The 21,823-nt window shown below is 71.6% G+C and carries 17 protein-coding genes, 1 tRNA gene and 1 pseudogene; 7 read left to right on the forward strand and 12 right to left on the reverse strand.

Annotated elements, in window-relative coordinates; translation table 11 throughout:
• Positions 1-64: 64 nt before the first annotated feature.
• Positions 65-319: a cell division protein CrgA gene (gene crgA, locus ACIP5M_RS02700; protein ID WP_401191042.1), complete on the reverse strand. Its 255-nt coding sequence runs from the start codon at positions 317-319 to the stop codon at positions 65-67.
• Between the two features lie 91 nt (positions 320-410).
• Here crgA and ACIP5M_RS02705 point away from each other — a divergent pair, with 91 nt between their 5' ends.
• The 6 genes and pseudogenes from ACIP5M_RS02705 to ACIP5M_RS02730 all read left to right on the forward strand — a co-directional run bounded on the left by ACIP5M_RS02705 (position 411) and on the right by ACIP5M_RS02730 (position 4,463).
• Positions 411-1,181 carry a DUF881 domain-containing protein gene (locus ACIP5M_RS02705; RefSeq protein ID WP_401191044.1) on the forward strand — a complete coding sequence of 257 codons (771 nt, stop codon included), beginning with the start codon at positions 411-413 and terminating at the stop codon, positions 1,179-1,181.
• A complete protein-coding gene (locus ACIP5M_RS02710; protein WP_401191046.1) occupies positions 1,153-1,941 on the forward strand; it encodes a class E sortase in 789 nt (262 codons plus the stop codon). Before ACIP5M_RS02705 ends, ACIP5M_RS02710 begins: the two co-directional genes overlap by 29 nt.
• A gap of 89 nt (positions 1,942-2,030) precedes the next feature.
• On the forward strand, positions 2,031-2,207 hold the full coding sequence (locus tag ACIP5M_RS02715; protein WP_030011120.1) for a hypothetical protein: 177 nt from the start codon (positions 2,031-2,033) through the stop codon (positions 2,205-2,207).
• Positions 2,204-2,842, forward strand: a complete 639-nt coding sequence (locus tag ACIP5M_RS02720; RefSeq protein WP_401191049.1) for an aminodeoxychorismate/anthranilate synthase component II — start codon at positions 2,204-2,206, stop codon at positions 2,840-2,842. The genes ACIP5M_RS02715 and ACIP5M_RS02720 overlap by 4 nt, the downstream gene beginning before the upstream one ends.
• A 134-nt stretch (positions 2,843-2,976) precedes the next feature.
• Positions 2,977-3,669 (forward strand): annotated as a pseudogene (locus ACIP5M_RS02725) (class E sortase); the annotation flags it as partial.
• A 113-nt stretch (positions 3,670-3,782) separates the two neighbouring features.
• Complete coding sequence (locus ACIP5M_RS02730; protein ID WP_401191853.1) at positions 3,783-4,463, forward strand: class E sortase; 681 nt, start codon at positions 3,783-3,785, stop codon at positions 4,461-4,463.
• 148 nt (positions 4,464-4,611) lie between these two features.
• Here ACIP5M_RS02730 and pknB read toward each other — a convergent pair whose 3' ends face one another.
• The 6 genes from pknB to ACIP5M_RS02760 form a co-directional block, all read right to left on the reverse strand.
• Positions 4,612-6,651, reverse strand: coding sequence for a Stk1 family PASTA domain-containing Ser/Thr kinase (gene pknB / locus ACIP5M_RS02735; protein ID WP_401191051.1), 2,040 nt, complete (start codon positions 6,649-6,651; stop codon positions 4,612-4,614).
• A gap of 227 nt (positions 6,652-6,878) precedes the next feature.
• A complete protein-coding gene (locus tag ACIP5M_RS02740) occupies positions 6,879-8,342 on the reverse strand; it encodes a peptidoglycan D,D-transpeptidase FtsI family protein (RefSeq protein ID WP_401191052.1) in 1,464 nt (487 codons plus the stop codon).
• On the reverse strand, positions 8,339-9,763 hold the full coding sequence (locus ACIP5M_RS02745) for an FtsW/RodA/SpoVE family cell cycle protein (RefSeq protein WP_401191054.1): 1,425 nt from the start codon (positions 9,761-9,763) through the stop codon (positions 8,339-8,341). Before ACIP5M_RS02745 ends, ACIP5M_RS02740 begins: the two co-directional genes overlap by 4 nt.
• Before the next feature lie 31 nt (positions 9,764-9,794).
• Positions 9,795-11,258: a PP2C family protein-serine/threonine phosphatase gene (locus ACIP5M_RS02750; protein WP_401191056.1), complete on the reverse strand. Its 1,464-nt coding sequence runs from the start codon at positions 11,256-11,258 to the stop codon at positions 9,795-9,797.
• Positions 11,259-11,402: 144 nt separating this feature from the next.
• A complete protein-coding gene (locus ACIP5M_RS02755; protein ID WP_401191058.1) occupies positions 11,403-11,903 on the reverse strand; it encodes an FHA domain-containing protein in 501 nt (166 codons plus the stop codon).
• A gap of 10 nt (positions 11,904-11,913) precedes the next feature.
• Positions 11,914-12,747, reverse strand: a complete 834-nt coding sequence (locus ACIP5M_RS02760; RefSeq protein WP_401191060.1) for an FhaA domain-containing protein — start codon at positions 12,745-12,747, stop codon at positions 11,914-11,916.
• Between the two features lie 294 nt (positions 12,748-13,041).
• On the opposite strand from ACIP5M_RS02760, the gene ACIP5M_RS02765 reads away from it, so the two are divergent.
• Positions 13,042-13,124, forward strand: a tRNA-Leu gene (locus ACIP5M_RS02765).
• A 144-nt stretch (positions 13,125-13,268) separates the two neighbouring features.
• Here the strand turns inward: ACIP5M_RS02765 and ACIP5M_RS02770 are convergent.
• The 5 genes from ACIP5M_RS02770 to ACIP5M_RS02790 all read right to left on the reverse strand — a co-directional run bounded on the left by ACIP5M_RS02770 (position 13,269) and on the right by ACIP5M_RS02790 (position 21,779).
• Entirely contained in the window at positions 13,269-13,961 is a 693-nt protein-coding gene (locus ACIP5M_RS02770) for a response regulator (protein WP_401191062.1), read from the reverse strand.
• A 1-nt stretch (position 13,962) separates the two neighbouring features.
• Positions 13,963-15,141, reverse strand: coding sequence for a sensor histidine kinase (locus ACIP5M_RS02775; RefSeq protein WP_401191064.1), 1,179 nt, complete (start codon positions 15,139-15,141; stop codon positions 13,963-13,965).
• Between the two features lie 4 nt (positions 15,142-15,145).
• On the reverse strand, positions 15,146-17,359 hold the full coding sequence (locus ACIP5M_RS02780) for an MMPL family transporter (protein WP_401191066.1): 2,214 nt from the start codon (positions 17,357-17,359) through the stop codon (positions 15,146-15,148).
• A gap of 257 nt (positions 17,360-17,616) precedes the next feature.
• Positions 17,617-18,552: a kinase gene (locus ACIP5M_RS02785; protein ID WP_401191068.1), complete on the reverse strand. Its 936-nt coding sequence runs from the start codon at positions 18,550-18,552 to the stop codon at positions 17,617-17,619.
• Positions 18,549-21,779, reverse strand: a complete 3,231-nt coding sequence (locus ACIP5M_RS02790; protein ID WP_401191069.1) for an amino acid adenylation domain-containing protein — start codon at positions 21,777-21,779, stop codon at positions 18,549-18,551. The genes ACIP5M_RS02785 and ACIP5M_RS02790 overlap by 4 nt, the downstream gene beginning before the upstream one ends.
• Positions 21,780-21,823: the final 44 nt, after the last annotated feature.

The raw sequence follows: 21,823 nt of genomic DNA on the forward strand, positions 1-21,823 counted from the left end.
CCTCAGGTGTGGATGACGCTGTGGATAACTCCTGGGGAGAGCTTCCGTCAGAGGGCGATCGGTGCTACTTCCACTGCGTGGATACGCCGAATCCCGCCGCAATGAATCCGAAACCGACCACGATGTTCCAATTGCCCAGCGACTCGACCGGCAGCTGGGTCTCGGTCACGTAGAAGACGACGATCCACGCGAGTCCGATCAGGAAGAAGGCCAGCATGACCGGGGCGACCCAGCTGCGGTTCGTCAGCCTGATGCTCTGCGGCTGCCGCGTCGGCGGCGGGGTGTAGTCGTCCTTCTTGCGGATACGTGACTTCGGCACGAGGGGCTCTCCTGTCGATGCGCTGGGGACCTTGCCTGCCCCGGGCGTCCGTTAGCGTAGTGGACCTGTGGCGTTGAAGGAGAAGGGTACGTTGAGCAATTCCGACGACTCCTCCGCGGGTCCCCGCCGGGCCGGACCGGTCCGGCTGCTGACGGCCGCCGTTTTCGCCCTCGCCGGGCTGCTCTTCGTCACCAGTTTCAACACCTCCAAGGGTACGAACATCAGGACCGACGCCTCGCTCCTCAAGCTGTCGGACCTCATCGAGGAGCGCAGCCAGAACAACGCGGAGCTGGAGGAGAGCACCGGAGCGGTCCGCCGCCGGGTGGACGCCCTCGCCGAGCGCGACGACGGCAGCACGAAGGCCGAGGACGCCAGGCTGGCCGCCCTGCGCACGGCGTCCGGCACCGAGGAGCTGACGGGCAGGGGCCTGACCGTCACCCTCAACGACGCCCCGCCCAACGCCACCGCCCGCATCCCCAACGTGCCCGAGCCCCAGCCCAACGACCTGGTGATCCACCAGCAGGACCTCCAGGCGGTCGTGAACGCCCTGTGGCAGGGCGGGGCCCAGGGGATCCAGGTCATGGACCAGCGGCTGATCTCCACCAGCGCGGTCCGCTGCGTGGGGAACACCCTGATCCTCCAGGGCCGGGTCTACTCGCCGCCCTACAAGGTCTCGGCGGTCGGCGACCCGGGCGCGCTGCGCAAGGCGATGGCGGCCTCCCCGGCGCTCCAGAACTACCAGCTGTACGTCAACGCGTACGGACTCGGCTGGAAAGTGGACGAGCACAAGGCGCTGACACTTCCCGGCTACTCCGGCACAGTGGACCTCCACTATGCGAAGCCGGTGGCACCCACCCCGTGAAGGGGCCCGTACCGACGTCGTACTGCGCCTGGTGGTACGGACGTTCAGCGAGGTGTGCCTGACGGCGGGCACCCTGATCGTGCTCTTCGTCGCGTACGTACTGCTGTGGACCGGGGTCAAGGCCGACCGGGCCATGGACGCCGAAATGGCCCGCATGCGCGACACCTGGGCGGCGGCCCCCGCGGCCGCCCCGCAGCCCGCCGTACCGCAGCCGGCCGCACCGCAGCCCGCCGCCCCGGCCACCCCGACGGAAGCCCCGCGGCCCCGGGAGGAGACCCCGCCCCCCTACCCCGCCGGCCAGGCCTTCGCCGAGATGTACGTCCCGCGCTTCGGCCCGGACTGGAACAAGCCCGTCCTGGAGGGCACCGGCACCGAGGTGCTGAAGAAGGGCCTGGGCCACTACGCGGGCACCGCCCGCCTCGGCGCCACGGGCAACTTCTCGGTCGCGGGACACCGCCGCACCTACGGCGACCCGTTCAAGGACTTCCCCGAACTGCGCCCCGGGGACGCCGTGATCCTCAAGGACGCCACCACCTGGTACACCTACACGGTCCGCGGCGGTCCGCTGCGCACCCTGCCCACCGACGTCCGGGTGGTCGACCCGGTCCCGGCGAGGTCGCCCTTCACGACGCCCGGCCCGTACCTGACGCTGACGACCTGCGACCCCGAGTGGGGCCACAGCCACCGGCTGGTGGTCTGGGCGGAGCTGACCGGGACGCGCCCCGTGGGGCAGGGCGGACCGGAGGGATTGCCCAGGTGACCCACCCGGCCGGGCCGCTGCCTTTAGTCTGTTCGCGTACCGCCCCCGCGGTGCGTTGAACGAATGAGGACGAAAAGGAAACAGAAGCCATGTACGGCTGGATCTGGCGGCATCTGCCCGGCAACGCGTGGGTGCGTGCGCTGATCTCGCTCGTACTGGTCCTCGCGGTGGTGTTCGTGCTGTTCCAGTACGTCTTCCCGTGGGCCGAGCCGCTCCTGCCGTTCAACGATGTGACAGTGGACGAGGGATCGGGAGCCACTCCGTGAGCGCGCGCATTCTGGTTGTAGACAACTACGACAGCTTTGTCTTCAACCTGGTCCAGTACCTCTACCAGCTCGGCGCCGAATGCGAGGTGCTGCGCAACGACGAGGTCGAACTCTCGCACGCGCAGGACGGCTTCGACGGCGTGCTGCTCTCCCCGGGTCCGGGCACGCCGGAGGAGGCGGGCGTCTGCGTCGACATGGTCCGCCACTGCGCCGACACGGGCGTTCCGGTCTTCGGCGTCTGCCTCGGCATGCAGTCGATGGCGGTCGCCTACGGAGGGGTCGTGGACCGGGCTCCGGAGCTGCTGCACGGCAAGACCTCGCCGGTGGTGCACGAGGGCCTCGGCGTCTTCGCCGGCCTGCCGTCGCCGTTCACCGCGACCCGCTACCACTCGCTGGCCGCCGAGCCCCTGGCCCTGCCCGACGCGCTGGAGGTCACGGCGCGCACCGAGGACGGGATCATCATGGGCCTGCGCCACCGGGAGCACGACGTCGAGGGTGTGCAGTTCCACCCCGAGTCGGTACTGACCGAGTGGGGCCACCGGATGCTCGCCAACTGGCTGGTGCGGTGCGGCGACGCGGGTGCGGTGGAGCGCTCGGTGGGGCTGGCCCCGGTGGTGGGCAAGGCCGTCGCGTGACCGCGGTCGCGCCGTCCGCGCCCACGCAGGGCCGGGCCGCGCGACGCAGGGCGGCACAGGAGGCCGCGAAGCGGGCCGCCCGCCACACCCGCAGGCGGGGCGGCCGGCGGCGCAGGCGGCCGGCGTCGGGCGGCCCGGTGGTCGTCGCGAGCCGGCTGGGCGGGGAGCTGTTCATCACGCTGGGCCTGGTGATGCTGCTGTTCGTCGCCTACCAGCTCTGGTACACGAACCTCCTGGCCGAGCGGACGGCGAACGGCGCCGCCGGCTCGCTCCAGCAGACGTGGCGGCAGGACCCGGGCCCCGGCTCCGGGGCCGCCGCACCCCCGGTGACCGCCTTCGAGCCCGGGCAGGGTTTCGCGATCCTGTACATCCCGAAGCTGGACGTGAAGGTCCCGGTGGCGGAGGGCATCAGCAAGCCGAAGGTGCTCGACAAGGGGATGGTCGGGCACTACGGCGAGGGCGCGCTGAAGACGGCCATGCCGGCGGACCCGCAGGGCAACTTCGCGCTGGCGGGCCACCGCAACACCCACGGGGAGCCGTTCCGCTACATCAACCGGCTCGTGCCCGGTGATCCCGTCGTCGTGGAGACCCGGGACGCGTACTACACGTACGAGACGACCTCGTCGCTGCCGCAGACGCCGCCGACGAACGTCTCGGTGATCAAGCCAGTGCCGGAGGGCTCGGGGTTCACCGGGCCGGGCCGGTACATCACGCTCACGACCTGCACCCCGGAGTTCACCAGCACCTACCGGATGATCGTATGGGGCAGGATGATCGACGAACGCCCCCGCAGCCAGGGCCCTCCGCCCGCGCTGACCAGCCCGTAGCCGCCCTGAGGACCGAATCAGCAGTGTCTCGCCACCGCAGCAAGCGCGGCCACCGCAGCCACGACGGCGACCCCGGCCGCCCTGACACCGCCCCGCCGCCCCCGAACCGGAGTATGCTCGCCGGGTTCCTGAGCCTGCTGGGCGAGCTCCTGATCACGGTCGGCCTGGTCCTGGCCCTGTTCGTGGCCTACTCGCTGTGGTGGACGAACGTGCTCGCGGACCGGCAGGCCTCGGCGCGCGGTGAGGAGATCCGCCGGCAGTGGCACGCGCAGGCCCCCGCCCAGCCGGTGGCCCCGGGCGAGTTGGACACCCGGGACGGCATCGGCTTCCTGCACGTACCGGCGATGAAGAACGGCGAGGTGCTGGTGAAGCCCGGCACCGATCCGGACGTCCTCGACGACGGCGTCGCCGGCTACTACACGCAGCCGGTGAAGTCGGCGCTGCCGTGGGACGAGAAGGGGAACTTCGCGCTGGCCGCGCACCGGGACGGCCACGGGGCGAAGTTCCACAACATCGACAAGGTGAGGAACGGCGACGCGATCGTCTTCGAGACCAAGGACACCTGGTACGTGTACAAGGTCTTCGCGGAGCTGCGCCAGACGTCGAAGTACGACGTGGACGTGATCAACCCGGTCCCGAAGGAGTCGGGCAAGACCGCTCCGGGCCGCTACATCACGCTGACGACCTGCACGCCGGTGTACACGTCGAAGTACCGGTACGTCGTCTGGGGCGAGCTGGTCCGCACGGAGAAGGTGGACGCGAAGCGGACCCGTCCGGCGGAGCTCCGCCCGTAGGCCCTCCAGGGCCCCTGTGGGCGCGTGAGGGCCCCGGGCGCGGCCGGTCGGGGGCGGGGAGGCGCGGTAGCCCCTGTGGGCGGCACAGAGCGGAAAAAGGTCCGGCCCCCGGGAGGGGGCCGGACCTTTTGGGGGTGCTGAGCCGCGGCTAGCGGCGGTTGCCGCCCGTCAGGCCTCCGAAGAAGCCGTTTCCGGCGGTGTTGCCGCCGTCCTGCTGGCCGCCCGCCATGGTGTAGACGTTGACGGCCTGGCCCGTGTTGGCGGGGCTGCCGGCGACCGGGTCGGAGTAGATCACGATCGCGTTGTCGTCCGTCGGGCCGTTGATGACCCGGCCGAAGGTCAGGCCCCGGGCGGCCAGTTCCTGCTTCGCCTGGGCCACCGTCTTCTGGGCCAGGTTCGGGACCTGGGTCTGCTGCGCGGCCTTGGCGACGGTGATGCTGACGGTCTTGCCGACCTCGATCTGCTCACCCGGCTGGTACTGCTGGGAGAACACCTTCTTCGGCTCGGTCCCCGGCGGGGCGTCCGCCTCCGTCACGCTGCCCAGCTTGAGGTTGACGGCCTGGAGGGCCTTGGCGGCGTCCTCCTTCGTCTTGCCCCGCAGGTCCGGGACGACCGCCTTGGACTGTTCCTTGGCGACGGTCAGCGTGATCACGTCGTTCTTGTGGGCCTCGGTGCCCGGCTTCGGGTTCTGCTCGAGGACGACCCCGGGGGTGCTGTCGGACTCCTGGGTCTTGCGCTCGACCTGGAAGCCCTTGTCCTTGAGGGTCTTCTCGGCCTGGTCGTACGGCAGCCGGACCACGTCGGGGATGGCCACCGGTGCCGAGCCCGAGGAGACGGTCACCTTGACCGTGCTGCCCTTGTCGACCTTGGTGTCGGCCGCCGGGTCCTGCTTGCAGATCTTGCCCTTGGGCTGCTCCTCGCAGGCGGCGTCGGCTTCCTTCACCACCTTGAGACCGACGTTGTCGGCGCTCTTCTGCGCCTCCTCCAGGGTCGCGCCGATGAACTTCGGCACGGCGGGCCGGTTGTCGGCACCCCCGCTGAAGAGGGAGCGCCCGATGAGGATCGCGCCGACCAGGACGAGGATGCCCGCCGCCACGAGCAGGATCGTGGACGCCCTGCTCTTCTTCTGGCGGCGGTGCGGACCCTGGTCGTAGCCGCCGTGGCCCTGGTCGCCGTAGCCGTATCCGCCGTCGCCCGGGGGCATGGGCGGCATCATCGACGTCTGGGCGCCGGAGTCGGCGGCGCGCAGGGCGGTGGTGGGCTGGTCGTAGCCCTGCTGCCCGTAGCCGTGGCCCTGGTCGGGGTAGCCGTAGCCGGCCGCGCCCATGGCGGCGGTGGCGGCGACGGGCTGGCCGTCGAGGCAGGCCTCGATGTCCGCGCGCATCTCGTCGGCGGACTGGTAGCGGTAGTCGGGGTCCTTGACCAGCGCCTTCAGGACGATCGCGTCCATCTCGGGCGTGATCTCGGGGTCGAAGTTCGACGGAGGCTGCGGCTCTTCCCGTACGTGCTGGTAGGCGACGGCCACGGGGGAGTCGCCGACGAAGGGGGGCCGCACGCTGAGCAGCTCGTACAGCAGGCAGCCGGCGGAGTACAGGTCGGAGCGCGCGTCGACCTGCTCGCCCTTGGCCTGCTCCGGGGAGAGGTATTGGGCGGTGCCGATGACGGCGGCGGTCTGCGTCATGGTCATGCCGGAGTCGCCCATGGCGCGGGCGATGCCGAAGTCCATGACCTTGACCTGGCCGGTGCGGGTCAGCATCACGTTGGCGGGCTTGATGTCGCGGTGCACGATGCCGGCCCGGTGCGAGTACTCCAGGGCCTGGAGGATGCCGATGCACATCTCCAGCGTGCGCTCGGGCAGCAGCTTGCGGCCGGAGTGCAGCAGTTCGCGCAGGGTGGACCCGTCGACGTACTCCATCACGATGTACGGGATGGAGATGTTGTCGACGTAGTCCTCGCCGGTGTCGTAGACGGCGACGATCGCCGGGTGGTTCAGCGACGCGGCCGACTGGGCCTCGCGACGGAACCGGGCCTGGAAGGACGGGTCGCGGGCGAGATCGGCGCGCAGGGTCTTGACGGCGACGGTACGGCCGAGCCGGGTGTCGTGGGCGAGGTAGACCTCGGCCATGCCACCGCGGCCGAGCACGTGGCTCAGCTCGTACCGGCCGCCGAGGCGACGCGGCTCTTCCATAACGTTGCAGCCCTCTCCGTCAGTCCCGACCGCACCTGTGTGTGGTCCGGCGGTGTGCTGTTCGCGCAAAGGCTACCGGCCGATCGTCCGTGATCGGTTCGTGGCCACAGGCTGATACTGGACCGGTACCGTACGCTCGGATCCGGCCCGCTTCAGTGACGCGGATCACTCCGTTCCGGTCCGTCATGGGCGCCTCACGCTCGGCTCACGCCGGCTCGTTCCCCGGATCACTTGCCGCTCTTCAGCACGGCTTCCATCACGGCCTTGGCGACGGGGGCGGCCAGGCCGCCGCCGCTGATGTCCTCGCGGTCCGCGTCGCTGTCCTCGATGACGACGGCGACGGCGACCGGCGAGGTGCCGTCCGCGTTCTCGGCGTAGGAGATGAACCAGGCGTAGGGGCGCTTCTTGTTGCCCTCGCCGTGCTGGGCGGTGCCGGTCTTGCCGCCGACCTTCACGCCGTCGATCTTGGCCTTCTCGCCGGTGCCCTTCTCGACGACGTTGACCATCATCTCCTGGACCTTCTGCGCGTTGGCCGCGGACAGCGGGCGGCTCATCTCCTCCGGGGAGTGCTTCTCGATGACGTCGAGGTTGGGCGCGGTGAGCTGGTCGACCATGTACGGCTTCATCAGCTTGCCGTCGTTGGCGATCGCCGCGGTGACCATCGCCATCTGGAGCGGGGTGGCGGCGGTGTTGAACTGGCCGATGGCGCTCTGGGCGTTGCCGTCCTTGCCCATCTTCTTGTCGTAGACGCTGGCGAAGGCGCGGACCGGGATGTCGATCTTGTCGTTGTTGAAGCCGAACTTCTCCGCGGTCTTCACCATGTTGTCGCGCCCGACCTGGTTGCCGAGGTTGGCGAAGACGGAGTTGCACGAGACCCGCAGGGCCTCGTTGAGGCTGGCCTTCTCGCAGCCCGAGGCGTGGTTGACCATCGGGGTCTTGGTGCCGGGCAGGAAGTACGGCTCCGGGGTGTCCGTCGGGTCGTTGATCTCCTTGACGACGCCGTTCTCCAGCGCGGCGGCCGCGGTGACCACCTTGAAGGTGGAGCCCGGCGGATACGTCTCGCGCAGGGCTCGGTTGACGAGGTTCTTGTCCTCGCTGTCCTTCAGCTCGACCCAGGCGTTCCCGTCCGCCTTGGAGTTGCCGGCGAAGCGCGAGGGGTCGTACGAGGGGGTGGAGACCAGCGCCAGGATGGCCCCGGTGCGCGGGTCGATGGCGGCGACCGCGCCCTTCTTCTTGCCGAGCTTGTCGAACGCGGCCTTCTGGGCGTCCGGGTTGAGCGTGGTGACGACGTTGCCGCCCTGCTTCTTCTCCCCGGTGAACATGCCGATGGTGCGGTCGAAGAAGAGCCGGTCGTCGTTGCCGGTGAGGATGCCGTCCTCGAGGGATTCCAGCTGGGTGGAGCCGAAGGCCTGCGAGGCGTACCCGGTGACGGGGGCCCACAGCTCGCCGTTCACGTAGGTGCGCTTGTACTTGTAGTCGCTGCCGTCGGTGACCGCGGAGCCGGTGATCGGCTCGCCCGCCACGATGATGTTGCCGCGCTCGGTGGCGTACTGGGCGATCTGGACCCGGCGGTTCTCCTTGCGCGTGCTGAGTTCCTCGGCCTGGACGTACTGGAGCCAGTTGGTCCGGATCAGCAGGGCGAGGACGAGCAGCCCGCAGAACAGCGAGATGCGGCGCAGGGGCTTGTTCATGACGGGCGGACCACCTGGGTCATCTCGGAGTCGGGGGACGGGGCGGGGGCCGGGGCAGGTCGGCGTGCGGTGTCGCTGATCCGGATGAGGATGGCGACGAGGACCCAGTTCGCGAGGACGGAGGAGCCGCCGGAGGCGAGGAAGGGCATCGTCATGCCGGTGAGGGGGATGAGGCCCATGACGCCGCCGGCGACGACGAAGATCTGGAGCGCGAACGCGCCGGAGAGACCGATGGCGAAGAGCTTGCCGAAGGGGTCGCGGGCGGCGAGGGCGGTGCGCACACCCCGCTCGATGATCAGGCCGTAGAGCAGGAGGAAGGCCATGACGCCCGAGAGGCCGAGCTCTTCGCCGACGGTGGAGAAGATGAAGTCGGAATTGGCGGCGAAGCCGATGAGGTCGGAGTTGCCCTGGCCCCATCCGGTGCCGAGGACCCCGCCCGAGCCGAAGCTCATGATCGACTGGCCGACCTGCTCGCAGGCACCCGAGGTGGCGTAGCAGGCGAAGGGGTCGAGCCAGGCGGTGACGCGGGCCTTGACGTGGCTGGCGGTCGCGCCGACCACGGCGGCGCCGCCGACGCTCATGAGCAGGCCGATCACGATCCAGCTGGTCCGCTCGGTGGCGACGTACAGCATGATCACGAACATGCCGAAGAAGAGCAGCGAGGTGCCGAGGTCGTTCTCGAAGACGAGGACGAGCAGGCTCATCGCCCAGATCATCAGGATCGGGCCGAGGTCGCGGCCGCGCGGCAGGTAGAGACCCATGAAGCGGCGGCTGGCCAGGGCCAGGGCGTCGCGCTTCACCATCAGGTAGCCGGCGAAGAAGATGGCGATGACGATCTTCGCGAACTCGCCGGGCTGGATGGAGAAGCCGCCGACGCTGATCCAGATCTTGGCGCCGAAGACGTCCGCGCCCAGACCCGGGATCACCGGCAGGATCAGCAGGATCAGGGCGCCGGCCATCGAGATGTACGTGAAGCGCTGCAGCACGCGGTGGTCCTTGAGGACCAGCAGGACGACGGAGAACAGGGCGATGGCGAGCCCCGTGTACATCATCTGGCGCGGCGCGGACTCGGAGAAGGCGCCGAAGCTTTTCCTGGCGAGGTTCTGCAGGCGCTCGGACTGGTCGAGCCGCCAGATCAGGACGACGCCGAGACCGTTGAGCAGGGTGGCGATCGGCAGCAGCAGCGGGTCGGCGTACTTGGCGTAGCGGCGTACGACGAGGTGGGCGAGGCCGGCGAGCACGGCGAAGCCGAGTCCGTAGGTGAACATGCCGGGGGGCAGCTCGCCGTGGATCGACAGGCCCACGTTGGCGTAGGCGAAGATCGGGATGACCACGGCGAAGCCGAGCAGCAGGAGCTCGGTGTTCCGCCGGCTCGGCAGCTCGATGGCGCCGATGGTGGTCGTGTTGGTGACAACGCTCATGGTGTGGCAGGCCCCCTGCGCCCGCGGGTGTCTACTGCTTGACGCAATGGCCGACCACTTGCTGCTCCGGGGCAGTCAGAGTGGTGGCGGGTGTCTGGTTCTGCGCCTCGGCGTTGCGGCGCTCTTCGTCCTTCTTGCAGGCGGAGGCCTGGACCCCGAGCTCGTCGACCTTCTGACGGGCTCCGTCGAGGTTGCTCTCGCTGATGGTGGCCTCGACCAGCTTGCGCTTGAAGGGCGGCAGGTACTTCAGTTCGATGTCGGGGCGGTCGGTCTCCACCTTGGAGAGCGACAGCGGGCCGAGCTTCTGGCTGATCCCGCGGAAGAGCGCGACGTGGTCGCCCTGCTTGCCGACGTAGTACTGGGTCTGCGTCCAGCGCCAGCCCGCGTAGAGCCCGCCGCCGATGACGCCCACGACGAGCAGCAGGGTCAGCGTGCGGGTGGTCCACTTGCGCCCTTTGCTGCGGCGCCGGCGGGGGTGGTCGTACGTGTCCTCGTACCCGGAGTCGTTGTCGTAGCCGTCGGCTTCGCCGAAGCTGCCGTAGTTCCCGCCGCCGCCCTGGCCCGGGTCGCCGTAGCCGTAGCCGCCCTGGTCGCCGCTGCCGGGGGGCCCGAAGGCGCCGGCCGGAGGGGCGGCCTGGCGGCCGAGGCCCGAGGCGCGGCCGGCCGGGGTCTGCATGGCGTTGCCGCCGTCGAAGAGCTGGTGCTGGTTCTCGGCGACCGCACCGACGACGACCGGGGTGTCGCTGACCTGGGCGGCGAGGGTGTCCCCGCTGTCCGTGTCGAGGACGTCGGCGACGATGCAGGTGATGTTGTCGGGTCCGCCGCCACGCAGGGCGAGCTGGATGAGCGACTGCACGGTCTCGCGGGGGCCGTGGTAGTCGGCGAGGGTCTCCTCCAGGGTCTGGTGGGAGACCACGCCGGAGAGCCCGTCGGAGCAGATGAGGTAGCGGTCGCCGGCGCGGACCTCGCGGATGGAGAGGTCGGGCTCGACGATGTCGCCGCTGCCGAGCGCTCTCATCAGCAGGGAGCGCTGCGGGTGGGTGGTGGCTTCCTCTTCGGTGATCCGGCCCTCGTCGACGAGGCGCTGCACCCAGGTGTGGTCCTGGGTGATCTGCGTGAGGACGCCGTCGCGCAGCAGGTAGGCGCGGGAGTCGCCGACGTGGACGAGACCGAGGCGCTGCCCGGTCCACAGCAGCGCGGTCAGGGTGGTGCCCATGCCCTCGAGCTGGGGGTCCTCCTCGACCATGACGCGCAGCTGGTCGTTGGCGCGCTGCACGGCCGTGGCCAGGGAGGTGAGGATGTCGGAGCCCGGGACGTCGTCGTCGAGCTGCACGAGGGTGGAGATCACCTCGGAGCTCGCGACCTCGCCGGCGGCCTGGCCTCCCATGCCGTCGGCGATCGCGAGGAGGCGCGGCCCGGCGTAGCCGGAATCCTCGTTCCCCTCACGGATCATGCCCTTGTGCGAACCGGCGGCGAACCGCAGGGACAGACTCATGCGCACCTGCCCAGTCGACGCTTCCTCCGGGTACAACCGGTCTCGAGCCACACTGCCCACCCTCCGGTCGGGAGCGCGCTCGGGTCCGTGTCCTCGGTGGGACGGATCGCCGACGCGCGCTCGCTCCGCTCGCTCATTCTCGTACTACTTCCGCAGCTCGATGACGGTCTTGCCGATGCGGATCGGTGCGCCCGGCGGAATGGGCGTCGGGGTGGTCAGCCGGGTCCGGTCGAGATACGTGCCGTTGGTGGACCCGAGATCTTCGACGATCCACTGTCCGTCCCGGTCGGGATAGATCCTGGCATGGCGGCTGGACGCGTAGTCGTCGTCCAGCACGATCGTGGAGTCGTGGGCGCGGCCGAGCGTGATCGTCTGGCCGGCGAGGGCCACCGTGGTTCCCGTGAGGGTGCCCTCGGAGACGACGAGCTTGGTGGGCGCACCACGCCGCTGGCGCTGCTGCGGCGGCGCGGCCTGGCGGCCCCCGGCCTGCTGCGGGGCGCCGGCGGCGCCGCCGCGGCGGGAGCCGCGCTGGGTCACTCTCGTTCCGAAGAGGTCGCTGCGGATGACCTGGACGGCCACGATGACGAACAGCCACAGAACGGCCAGGAAACCCAACCGCATGACCGTCAGGGTCAGCTCTGACATTGCCCCCGCTTCACCCTTCGGCTTGCCGGTAAATGATGGTGGTACTGCCCACGACGATCCGCGAGCCGTCGCGGAGCGTAGCGCGGGTGGTGTGCTGCCCGTCCACCACGATGCCGTTGGTGGACCCGAGATCCTGGATCGTCGAGGGCGTTCCGGTCCGGATCTCACAGTGCCGGCGCGATACGCCGGGGTCGTCGATCCGCACGTCGGCTTCGGTGCTTCGGCCGAGTACGAGCGTGGGGCGCGAGATCTGGTGGCGGGTGCCGTTGATCTCGATCCAGTGGCGCCGCGGGGCGCCCGAGGCCGGTACGGGGGCGGCGGGGCCGCCGGGGCCCGGCCTGCGTGCGCCGGCCGGTCCGCCCGGGGGCGGGCCGGCGGGCATGGGCGGGGCGGCGACCGGGGGGTACCCGTAGCCGCCCTGCTGCTGGTTCTGGAGCGCCTGGCCCTGGCCCGCCTGCGGCTGGGAGCTGCTGGAGGCGAGGGTGCGGCTGCGGACCCGGTAGAGCCCGGTGTCGAGGTCGTCGGCCTTCTCCAGGTGGACCTTGATGGGGCCCATGAAGCTGTAGCGCTGCTGCTTGGCGTAGTCGCGGACGAGGCCCGCGAGCTCGTCGCCGAGCTGCCCGGAGTAGGGGCTCAGGCGGTCGTAGTCGCCGGCGCTGAGCTCGACGATGAAGTCGTTGGGCACGACGGTGCGCTCGCGGTTCCAGATGGTGGCGTTGTTGTCGCACTCCCGCTGGAGGGCGCCGGCGATCTCCACCGGCTGGACCTCGGACTTGAACACCTTGGCGAAGGTGCCGTTCACCAGACCTTCGAGTCGCTGCTCGAACCGCTTCAGAACTCCCATGGGGCACCTCCTCCGTCGTTGTCGCCCTGTACTGCTTACTGATCGTATCCACGCGTGGCGGATTCGGGTGGTTCCCCATCGGTCCTGCGTGGACGAGTGTTGGTCCTCACAAGCGATCGTAGGGGCGCTCCAGGGACAGTGTCCCGCACCGGGCGGGGAGTACGGGAGGGGCAGGTGCCGGCAGGGGTGCGGGTGCCCGCGGAAAGCGATGTGAATCCACCCCGTCCGACGTGCTAATGTTCCGATGTCGCCAGGGGAACGGCCCGAAAGGGAAGAACCACTGGGACGCTGCTCGGGCGAGTGGCGGAACGGCAGACGCGCTGGCTTCAGGTGCCAGTGTCCTTCGGGACGTGGGGGTTCAAATCCCCCCTCGCCCACATCGACGAATCGGTCGTCACCGCGCAAGCGGTGGCGGCCGATTCGGCTTTCCGCACCTCTGGTCCCTTTTCGGTCTCGGCATAAGTGGGTCGCGGGGAGAGGCGGGGGTGTGATGCGTGTCGCTTCGGCCGAGCCGGTTCCGTTCAATCGCGTTCCGGGCGGACCAGCAGGCCCCGTTCCATGGCGGTCACCACGGCGTGGGTGCGGTCGCTCACGTCGAGCTTGGCGAAGACCCGCAGCAGGTGCGTCTTGACGGTGGCCTCGGCGATGACGAGGCGCTTGCCGATGTCCGCGTTCGACAGACCGTCCGCGACGGCGCTGAGCACGTCCAGCTCGCGGGCGGTCAGCGCCACCGGGGCCGGCCGGCGCATCTTGGCCACGAGCCGCTCCGCGACCCGCGGGGCCAGCACGGTCTCGCCGCGCGCCGCCGAGCGGATGGCGGCCACGAGCTGTTCGCGGGTGGTGTCCTTCAGCAGGTAGCCGACGGCGCCGGCTTCGACGGCCCGCTCGATCTCCTCGTCGGTGTCGTACGTGGTGAGGATGAGGACGCGGGTCGGTGCCGGGCCGGCCGCGATCTCGGCGGTGGCCGCGACCCCGTCCATGACCGGCATCCGCAGGTCGACGAGGGCCACGTCGGGCCGCAGGGAGGCGACCAGCGCGACGGCCTGCTGCCCGTTGTCGGCCTCGCCGACGATGGCGATGGACGGCTCCGGGGCGAGCAGGGCGACGACGCCGGCGCGCATCACCGTGTGGTCGTCCACCACGATGATCCGGATCCGGCCGTCGATGCCGGTGCCGTCCGGGGCGGCCGTGCCGTCATGGGGGCTCGTCGTCATCTCAGAGCTGTCCGTTCGTGTGGATCGTGGCGAGGATGCGGGTGCCGTCCCCGGGTGAACTGGTGACCGTGAGCTCGCCGTCGAGTTCGGCGAGCCGCTTGCGCATGCCGTCGAGACCGAAGCCGCGGGACTCCGCGACGACGAAGCCGTTCCCGTCGTCGGTGATCTCCAGCTCGATCGCGTGCGGGTGCTGGGTGAGGACCACGCCGACCGTGGTGGCGGCGGCGTGCTTGCGCACGTTGGCCAGCGACTCCTGGGTGCAGCGCAGCAGGGCGATGCGGGTCTGCTGGTCGCACGAGACGTCCGCCGGCAGGTCCGCCTCGACGGTCAGGCCGGTGTCCTGGGTGAACCGGTCCAGGGTCCGCCGCAGGGTGACCGCGACCGAGCCGGGGGCCAGGCCGCTCTGCGGGGCGGAGCCCACCAGCACCCGGGCCTCGGCGAAGTTCTCGCGGGCGGTCTGCTCGATGGAGACCAGCTGCTGCGCGGTGCGCTCGGGGTCGGAGGCGAGGGTCGAGCGGGCCGCCTCGGCCAGCACGATGATGGAGGCGAAGCCCTGGGCGAGGGTGTCGTGGATCTCGCGGGCCATCCGCTCGCGCTCGTCCGCCGCGCCCTGCTGCCGGTGTGCCTCGGCGAGCCGGGCCTGGGCGGTCTCCAGTTCGGCGCCCAGCAGGCCGGCGCGGGCGTCGCCGTCCGCCACGAGCCGGTGGATCAGCAGGCCGGTCAGGATGGAGGCGGCGTATCCGAGGAGGACGAAGACGACGTTCCCGGTGAGGGACTCGGCGCTGCGCAGGGTGCTGCCGACGATGGTGGCCGCCGCGGCCGCGCCGCTGAGGACGATCGAGGCGCGGACACCGGTGGCGAAGAGCCAGAACTGCGGGAGGGCGACGATGAACAGGGCGGCGCCGCCGCCCGGGAGGCCTCCCATGGCCCCCAGCCCGAGGGCGAGCAGGGCCAGGTACGCCTGGGGCCGCAGGACGGGATTGTCCGGGAACCGCCGTACGGCCGTGTAGCAGGAGGCGAGGACCGCCAGGAGGGCCAGGGCGGCCCACTTGGGTGCTCCCGAGTCGTTCTCCACCCCGATGACGGAGGGGAACAGGCCGAGGAGCACCCAGGCCGCGGTGTACCAGCCGTGGAACTTCTGGACGGTCAACCGGTCGGTGGGTTGCGGCCGTTGGCTCATGCGGTCAGCCTACGTTCGCCGGCTGACGTTCCGTTGAAGCCGTGGTCCGCACCTGGCGCATTCCGCGCGACGGCCACCAGTTCCACTCGCCGAGCAGGAGCATCAGGGAGGGGAGGATCAGGATGCGGATCACGAAGGCGTCGAGCAGGACGGCCGCCGCGAGGGCGAAGCCGATCTGCTTCATCTCGATCAGGTGCAGCGCGGCGAAGCTGGCGAAGACGGTGACCATGACCACGGCGGCGCTGGTGACCACGCCGGCGGAGCTGCCGATGCCGTCGAGGACGGCCTGCCGGGTGGGGGTGCCGTTCATGGCGGCCTCGCGGATCCGGCTGATCACGAAGACCTGGTAGTCCATGGAGAGCCCGAAGAGGATCACGAAGAGGAAGAGCGGCACCCGGGCTCCGATGGAGCCGGTGGAGTCGAAGGCGAGGAGCTGCTCGGCCCACTCGTTCTGGAAGACGAGGACCAGCAGGCCCAGCGAGGCGAAGGCCGACAGCAGGTTGAGGACGATCCCGATCAGGCCGAGGACGATCGAGCGGAAGGCCCACACGGTCATCGCGAAGGTGACGAGCAGCAGCGCGCCGATGATCAGCGGGAGCTTCTGCTTCTGGTGGGCGGGGTAGTCGGCGTTGCGGGCGACGTCGCCGGTGACGGCGGTCTCGGTGCCGGTGAGTCCGCCGAGGGTGGCGGGGATGAGCTCCGTACGGAGGTTGTTCAGGGAGGTGTGGGCCTCGGTGCTGCCGACGGGGTGGGCGACGGCCATCTCCAGCATGGTGATCCGGCCGTCGGAGGAGGTGCGCAGGAAGGGCCGGCCGCTGAGCGCGGGGTCCTCGGCGGTGGCGCGGTCGGCGAGCCGGGTGAGCGCGGCGGCCACCTCGTCGCGGCGGTCGGCGTCGGCCTTCACGAGGACCTGGTGCATGGAGTTGAGCTCGGGGTAGGCGGCCATCGCCCGGTCGTAGGTCTGCATGGCGCCGATGGAGCGGGAGTGGGTGTCGCGGCCCATTTCGGTGAGGTTCAGGTTCAGTACCGGCAGGGCGAGGGCGACCATCGCGAGGGTGGCGACGGCCAGGGTGGCGACGGGGCGCCGGGTCACGGGGCGCAGCACGGCGGCGGTGATCCTGCCGGTGCCGGTCTTCGGCTGCCTGACGCGCAGGGTGCGGCCCTTGAGGGCGGCGCGGGCCTCCTTGCGGGCGCGGCGGCGGTCGGCGCGCTCGCCGAGCTTGGCCAGCAGGGCGGGGAGCACGGTCAGCGAGCTGAGGACGGCGACCAAGGTGACGACGATGGCGCCGGTGGCGATGGAGGAGAAGATCACGTCGTCGGCGAGGAACAGGGTGGCGCTGGAGATGGCGACGGCCAGCCCGGAGACCACGACCGCGCGGCCGGAGGTGGCGGCGGCCAGTTCGACGACGGCCTGCGGGGTGAGGCGGCCGCCGGCCCGTGCCCGCTCCTCGCGTTCCCGCTTGAGGTAGAAGAGCGTGTAGTCCACGCCCACGGCCAGGCCGATCAGCAGGATGACGTTGGTGCCGACGCCGGCGTCCGGGAAGACGTGCGAGGCGAGCATCGACAGGCCGACGGCGGCGATGATCGAGGAGAGGGCCAGCAGCAGCGGGACGATGGCCATGGCGATGGAGCTGAAGACCACCAGCAGGGTGAGCAGGGTGACGGGGAGGGCGATGACCTCGGTGCGGGACAGGTCGTCGCTGCGGAGCCCGTCGACGCCCTTGCTGATCGAGGGGGAGCCGACCTCCTCCACCCACAGCCCCGGGTAGGCGTCCTGGACGGCGGCGGTCTGCGCGAGGAGCGCGTCCACGTGCTTCTTGGCGTCGAACTCGGCGCCCTTCATGGTGACGTCCACGCGGAGCGCGGAGCCGTCGGTGGCCGGTACCGGGTCCCCCACCGCGGCGACTTCGGGGAGGGCGGCCATCCGGGCGCCGATGTCCCGGGCGGCGGCCTCGGCCAGGGGCCGGTCGAAGGCGGCGGCGCCGGGCTTGGCGTGGATCAGCACCCGCTCCGTGGGCTTCTGCTGGAGGCCGCCCTCGGCGGCGATGGCCTCGGCCCGGCCGGCCTCGCCGATCCGGAAGTCCTCGCTGGCTGCGGGGTTGGAGCCGATCGCGATCCCCGCCCCCAGGCAGAGGACGACGAAGAGGAGCCATCCGGTGATGGCCTTCCAGGGGTTGCGGGCGCTCCATCGAGCCATGCGCACAGTGGGGTTCGTCATGACATACATGCTGGTCGGAGCAGGTGTGCCGGCGACAGGCTCGACCGGTTGAACTCGTTGTCCACCGACCGGTGGACAACGGGCGCGGCCCGAAGCGGAAGCGGGCGGCGGCGATCGCGCGCGGCGCCGGCGCACGTACGGCGGCCCCCGGGACGAGCGTAACGGCTCGTCCCGGGGGCCGGGGAAGCGCCGGGGCAGGGGGATGGCCCGGGCGCTGGTCACGGGGGCGGCCGCGCAGGGTGCCGCCCGGTGCCGGATCAGTGGAAGCTGAGGGTCCGGTAGACCGTCACGTTGCCCACGAGTTCCTGGCAGAGCTGGGCCGCCACGGCCAGCCGGGCGGGGCAGTCCGGCGCGTCGGTGTCCATCAGGATGCCGAGCGTGGTGCCGCTGTGGCCGACCACCACGCCGAGACCGCCGACCTCCTCGCAGATGGCGGTCATCGGCTCCAGGGACCACTTGTGGCGCAGCACCTGGTTCATCCGGGCGCTCGCCGTGGCCACCCTGCCCACCTCCGGCAGGTCGCGGGCGGCCACCGCGCCGGTGACCCGGTCCAGCAGCCGTGCGTACTCGCGCTTGTCCGCGTCCGTGAACGGCTTGGGGATGTTGTTGAAGGCGACGGTGTCCACCGCACCGCCCTCGTCGACGCCGACCACGGCCATCGACGGCAGGGAGCCCAGCTCGGCGCGGAGGCGGACGCTGCGGTGGTGGAAGGCCACCACCGACGGATAGAGCACCCCGTCCGTGGGCTCGATCCTGGCCAGGTAGCGCTCGATGCGGCGCGGTGGCATCGGGATGCCGAGCGCGTTGGCGACCGCCCGCGCGGTCGCCACCAGGTCGGCCGAGGAGCTGGCCAGGCCCTTGCCCTCGGGCAGGGTGGTGTCGATCCGCAGCAGGCCGGCGGCCGGCAGTCCCTCGTCCTCCAGGATCATGGAGGTCAGCCGCAGCGCCTTCTTCTTGTGCGGCGGCCACACCGTCAGCTCCGGTTCCTCCGGGCGGATCTCGAACCGGACCATGGACCAGCGGGCCACCGGCAGCGTCACGAGGAAGTTGCCGTCCTCCTCCGGCAGGACGCCCTGGAGCAGTTCGCCGAAGGTGCCGAAGGCCGTGCTGACCCCGCTGGCGGCGAGCTTTCGGTATCCGGTGGCGGGGACGGCCGCCGGGCTGACCGGTGCGGCCGTCTGGGTCGTGGTCATGCGGTGGTCCTCCTCACCACGTCGGCGGTCTCCGCGGCCCGGGTGCCGGTGAAGTAGTGCCCGCCCTCTTCGAGTTGGTGCAGCGTGACGCGGTCGGAGACCGCCCGCCAGGCCCGGTACGCCTCGTGCGCGGCGGGCGTCCAGGCGTCGTCGCGGGCCACCACCACCTCCACGGGGGCGTCGATCCGGTGCGCCGCCGGGTCGTCGAGGATCCGCAGCAGGTGCCGGCCGGCGGTGGTCACGTCGTGCCGGTAGGCGCGGTCGACGGCCGCGGCCCGCTCGGGGGCGAAGGCGTCCAGTTCGACGTACGCGTGGTCGGCGCGCAGCCGGTCCAGGAGCGCCTGCGGGGGAGCGAGGGCCACGTCGGCCAGCTCGGCCCGCAGCGCGTCCTCGGAGGGCAGCAGCTGCCCGCCGAGGAAGACCCGCTCGGCGGGCCGGCCGGCCTCCTGGAGCAGCCGGGCCGTCTCCAGCGCCGCGGCCGCCCCGGAGCAGTGGCCCCAGAGCAGTACGGGGGTGTCGACCCGGGCGAGGATCTCGTCGCGGGCCCGTGCGGCGACGGCCGCCACGTCCTCGAGCGGCTCGTCCTCGGCCGCGAAGTCGTGACCGGGCAGTTCGGCCCCGAGGACCGCGATGCCCTCGCCCTCCAACTCGGCGGCCAGCGCACGGAAGTTCAGGGCGCTGCCGCCCGCATAGGGCAGGCACACCAGGGTGTGGTGGGGGTTGCGGACCGCGAGCAGCGGGTGCAGCAGCGGGGGCGCCGTGTCGCGGGGTTCGCCGCGCCGGCGGCCGTCGAGGAGGGCCGCCAGGTCGGTCAGCACCGGGTGGGCGACCAGTTCCTTCACGGACAGGGCGCGGTCGAGCCGTACGACGACCCGGACCGCGGCGAGCGAACTGGCGCCCAGGGCGAAGAAGTCGTCGTGGCGGCCGATCCGCTCCAGCGGTACCCCGAGGACCTCGGCCCACAGCATCGCCAGCCGCCGTTCGGTGGCGGTGGCCGGGCCGGTGTGGCCGTCGCCGCCGTGGCCGAGGGTGCTCGCCAGCTCGGCCAGTGCCTTCTTGTCGGCCTTGCCGTTGGCCGTGCGGGGCAGCCGGCGCAGGGGGTGCAGGTAGCTGGGCACCATGTAGTCGGGCAGTACGGCGGCCAGGTGGCCGCGGGCCTGCTCGACGGAGGGGCCGTCGGGACCGGCGGTGAAGAAGGCCACGAGGTGCCGTTGGACGCCGGCGTCGCCGACGATGACGACCGCCGCCTCGCCGATGCCGGCGACGGCGAGGAGCTGGTGCTCGATCTCGCCGAGTTCGATGCGGAAACCGCGGATCTTGACCTGTTCGTCGTGCCGGCCCAGGTACTCCATCCGGCCGTCCGGCAGCCAGCGGCCGAAGTCGCCGGTGCGGTACATCCGGGTGCCGGAGCGGAACGGGTCGGCCACGAAGACCTGCTGGGTGCGCTCCTCGTCGTTGACGTAGCCGCGGCCGACGCAGACACCGGAGAAGGCGATCTCGCCCGCCGAGCCGAGCGGCACCAGGGCGAGGTTCTCGTCGAGGACGTACGTGTTGACGTTGGGCAGGGAGCGGCCCAGGGGGACGGGACGGCCGGGCTCGGGCGCCCGGTCGAGCACCTCGTGCATCGTGTCGTCGCAGACCTCCGTCGCGCCGTAGGCGTTGACCAGGGTGATCCCCGGGCAGAGCGCGAACCAGCGGCGGACCAGGGCGGGGGCGAGCACCTCGCCCGTGACCGACACGGTGCGCAGGTCGCCCAGGGCGCGGGGGCGGCGCTCCAGGTGCCGGACGAGTACTTCGAGGTAGGCGGGGACGGTCTGGGCGACGGTGACGCGTCCTTCGGTGATCTCGTCGAGGAAGCCGTCCACGTCGAGCAGGACGTCGGTCGACACGATGCGGGTGGCGCCGCCGGTCAGGAGCGGTGCGGCGAACTGCCAGAGGGAGATGTCGAAGCTCTGCGGGGCGGTCTGGGCGACGACCTCGCCGCTGCCGGTGTCCCCGCCGTGGGCCATCCCCATGTCGGCGATCTTCGCCAGGAGGTGGTTGAGCAGGCCGGCGTGCTCGCAGAGGGCGCCCTTGGGGTCGCCGGTGGAGCCGGAGGTGAAGTAGACGTACGCCGCGTCGCCGGGGCGTACGCGGACGCCGGGCGGGCCGTCCGGCAGGTCCGCGGCGAGGAGCTCCGGTACGGACAGCACGGTCGCGGGAGCCGGTGTGCCGTCGGCGGCCTTGTCCGCGAGGCCGAGTGCGTCGGCGTCGGCGAGGACGAAGGCGGCTTGGGCGGCCGCGAGCTGGGCGGTGATCCGGTCCACGGGCAGCTCGGGGCCCATGGGGAGGTAGACCGCGCCCGCCTTGAGGACGCCGAGCGCGGCGGCGATCCAGTCGAGGGAGCGGTCCATGACGACGGCGACGACGTCTCCCGGCGCGGACCCGGCGGCGAGCAGCGCGTGCGCGACGCGGTTGGCGTGTGCGTCGAGGCGGCCGTAGGTCCACGCCCGGCTGCCGTGCCGGGCGGCGACGGCGTCGGGATGGCGGCGGGCGCGCGCCTCGAAGAGGTCGGTGAGGACGGCGTCGGGCAGCTCGGTCCGGGGGCCGGCGAGGCCGTAGAGCTGGGTCTCGATCTCGCGGGGGGACAGGAGGCCCTGCCGGTCGTGGCGGGCGTACGGGTCCTCGGTGAGCAGGCGCAGGGCGGTGAGGTGGTAGCCGGCGAGGCGCTGCGCGTACGAGGCGTCCAGGGCGCGGGGGTCGTGGCGCAGCCGCAGCCGCGGCTGCGGGCCGGTGGCGCTCCAGGAGACGCGGAGCACCTCGCCCGGGCCGAGCGCGGCGGGGGCGTCCCCGGCCGGGTCGAAGACCACCTCGGGCGGGGCGCCGGGGGCGGCGGGGGCGGCCGCGCCGAGGGCGGCCGCGGCGGCGCCGGCGAGCTCCGCCCAGCCGGCCGGGACCACGGAGAGCCGGAGCTCGCGGACGCCGGGCCCGTCGGCGAGGCCGGTCCGGATCTCCCGTTCGGCGGCGACGGTGGCGAGGACCCGGGCGTGGGCGGCGGCGAGCAGTGCGGCCGGGGGGAGGCCGAGCGCGGCGGCGGTCCGCACGGCATCCGCCGCCAGGCCGGCCGGGACCGGCACCTCGTACGTCCCGTCCTCCGCGGCGCCGGTGGCGCCGGTGGCGCCGGCCCAGCGGGGCAGCCGGGTGCCGCCGGGGGCGGCCGGAGCCTCTCCGGCCGTGCCGGCGGCCACGGGTGCGGGGCGGCGGGCAGAAGCGCGGCCGGGTGCCGGCACCG

This window comes from Streptomyces sp. NPDC088762 (assembly GCF_044750905.1).
GTDB lineage: Bacteria > Actinomycetota > Actinomycetes > Streptomycetales > Streptomycetaceae > Streptomyces.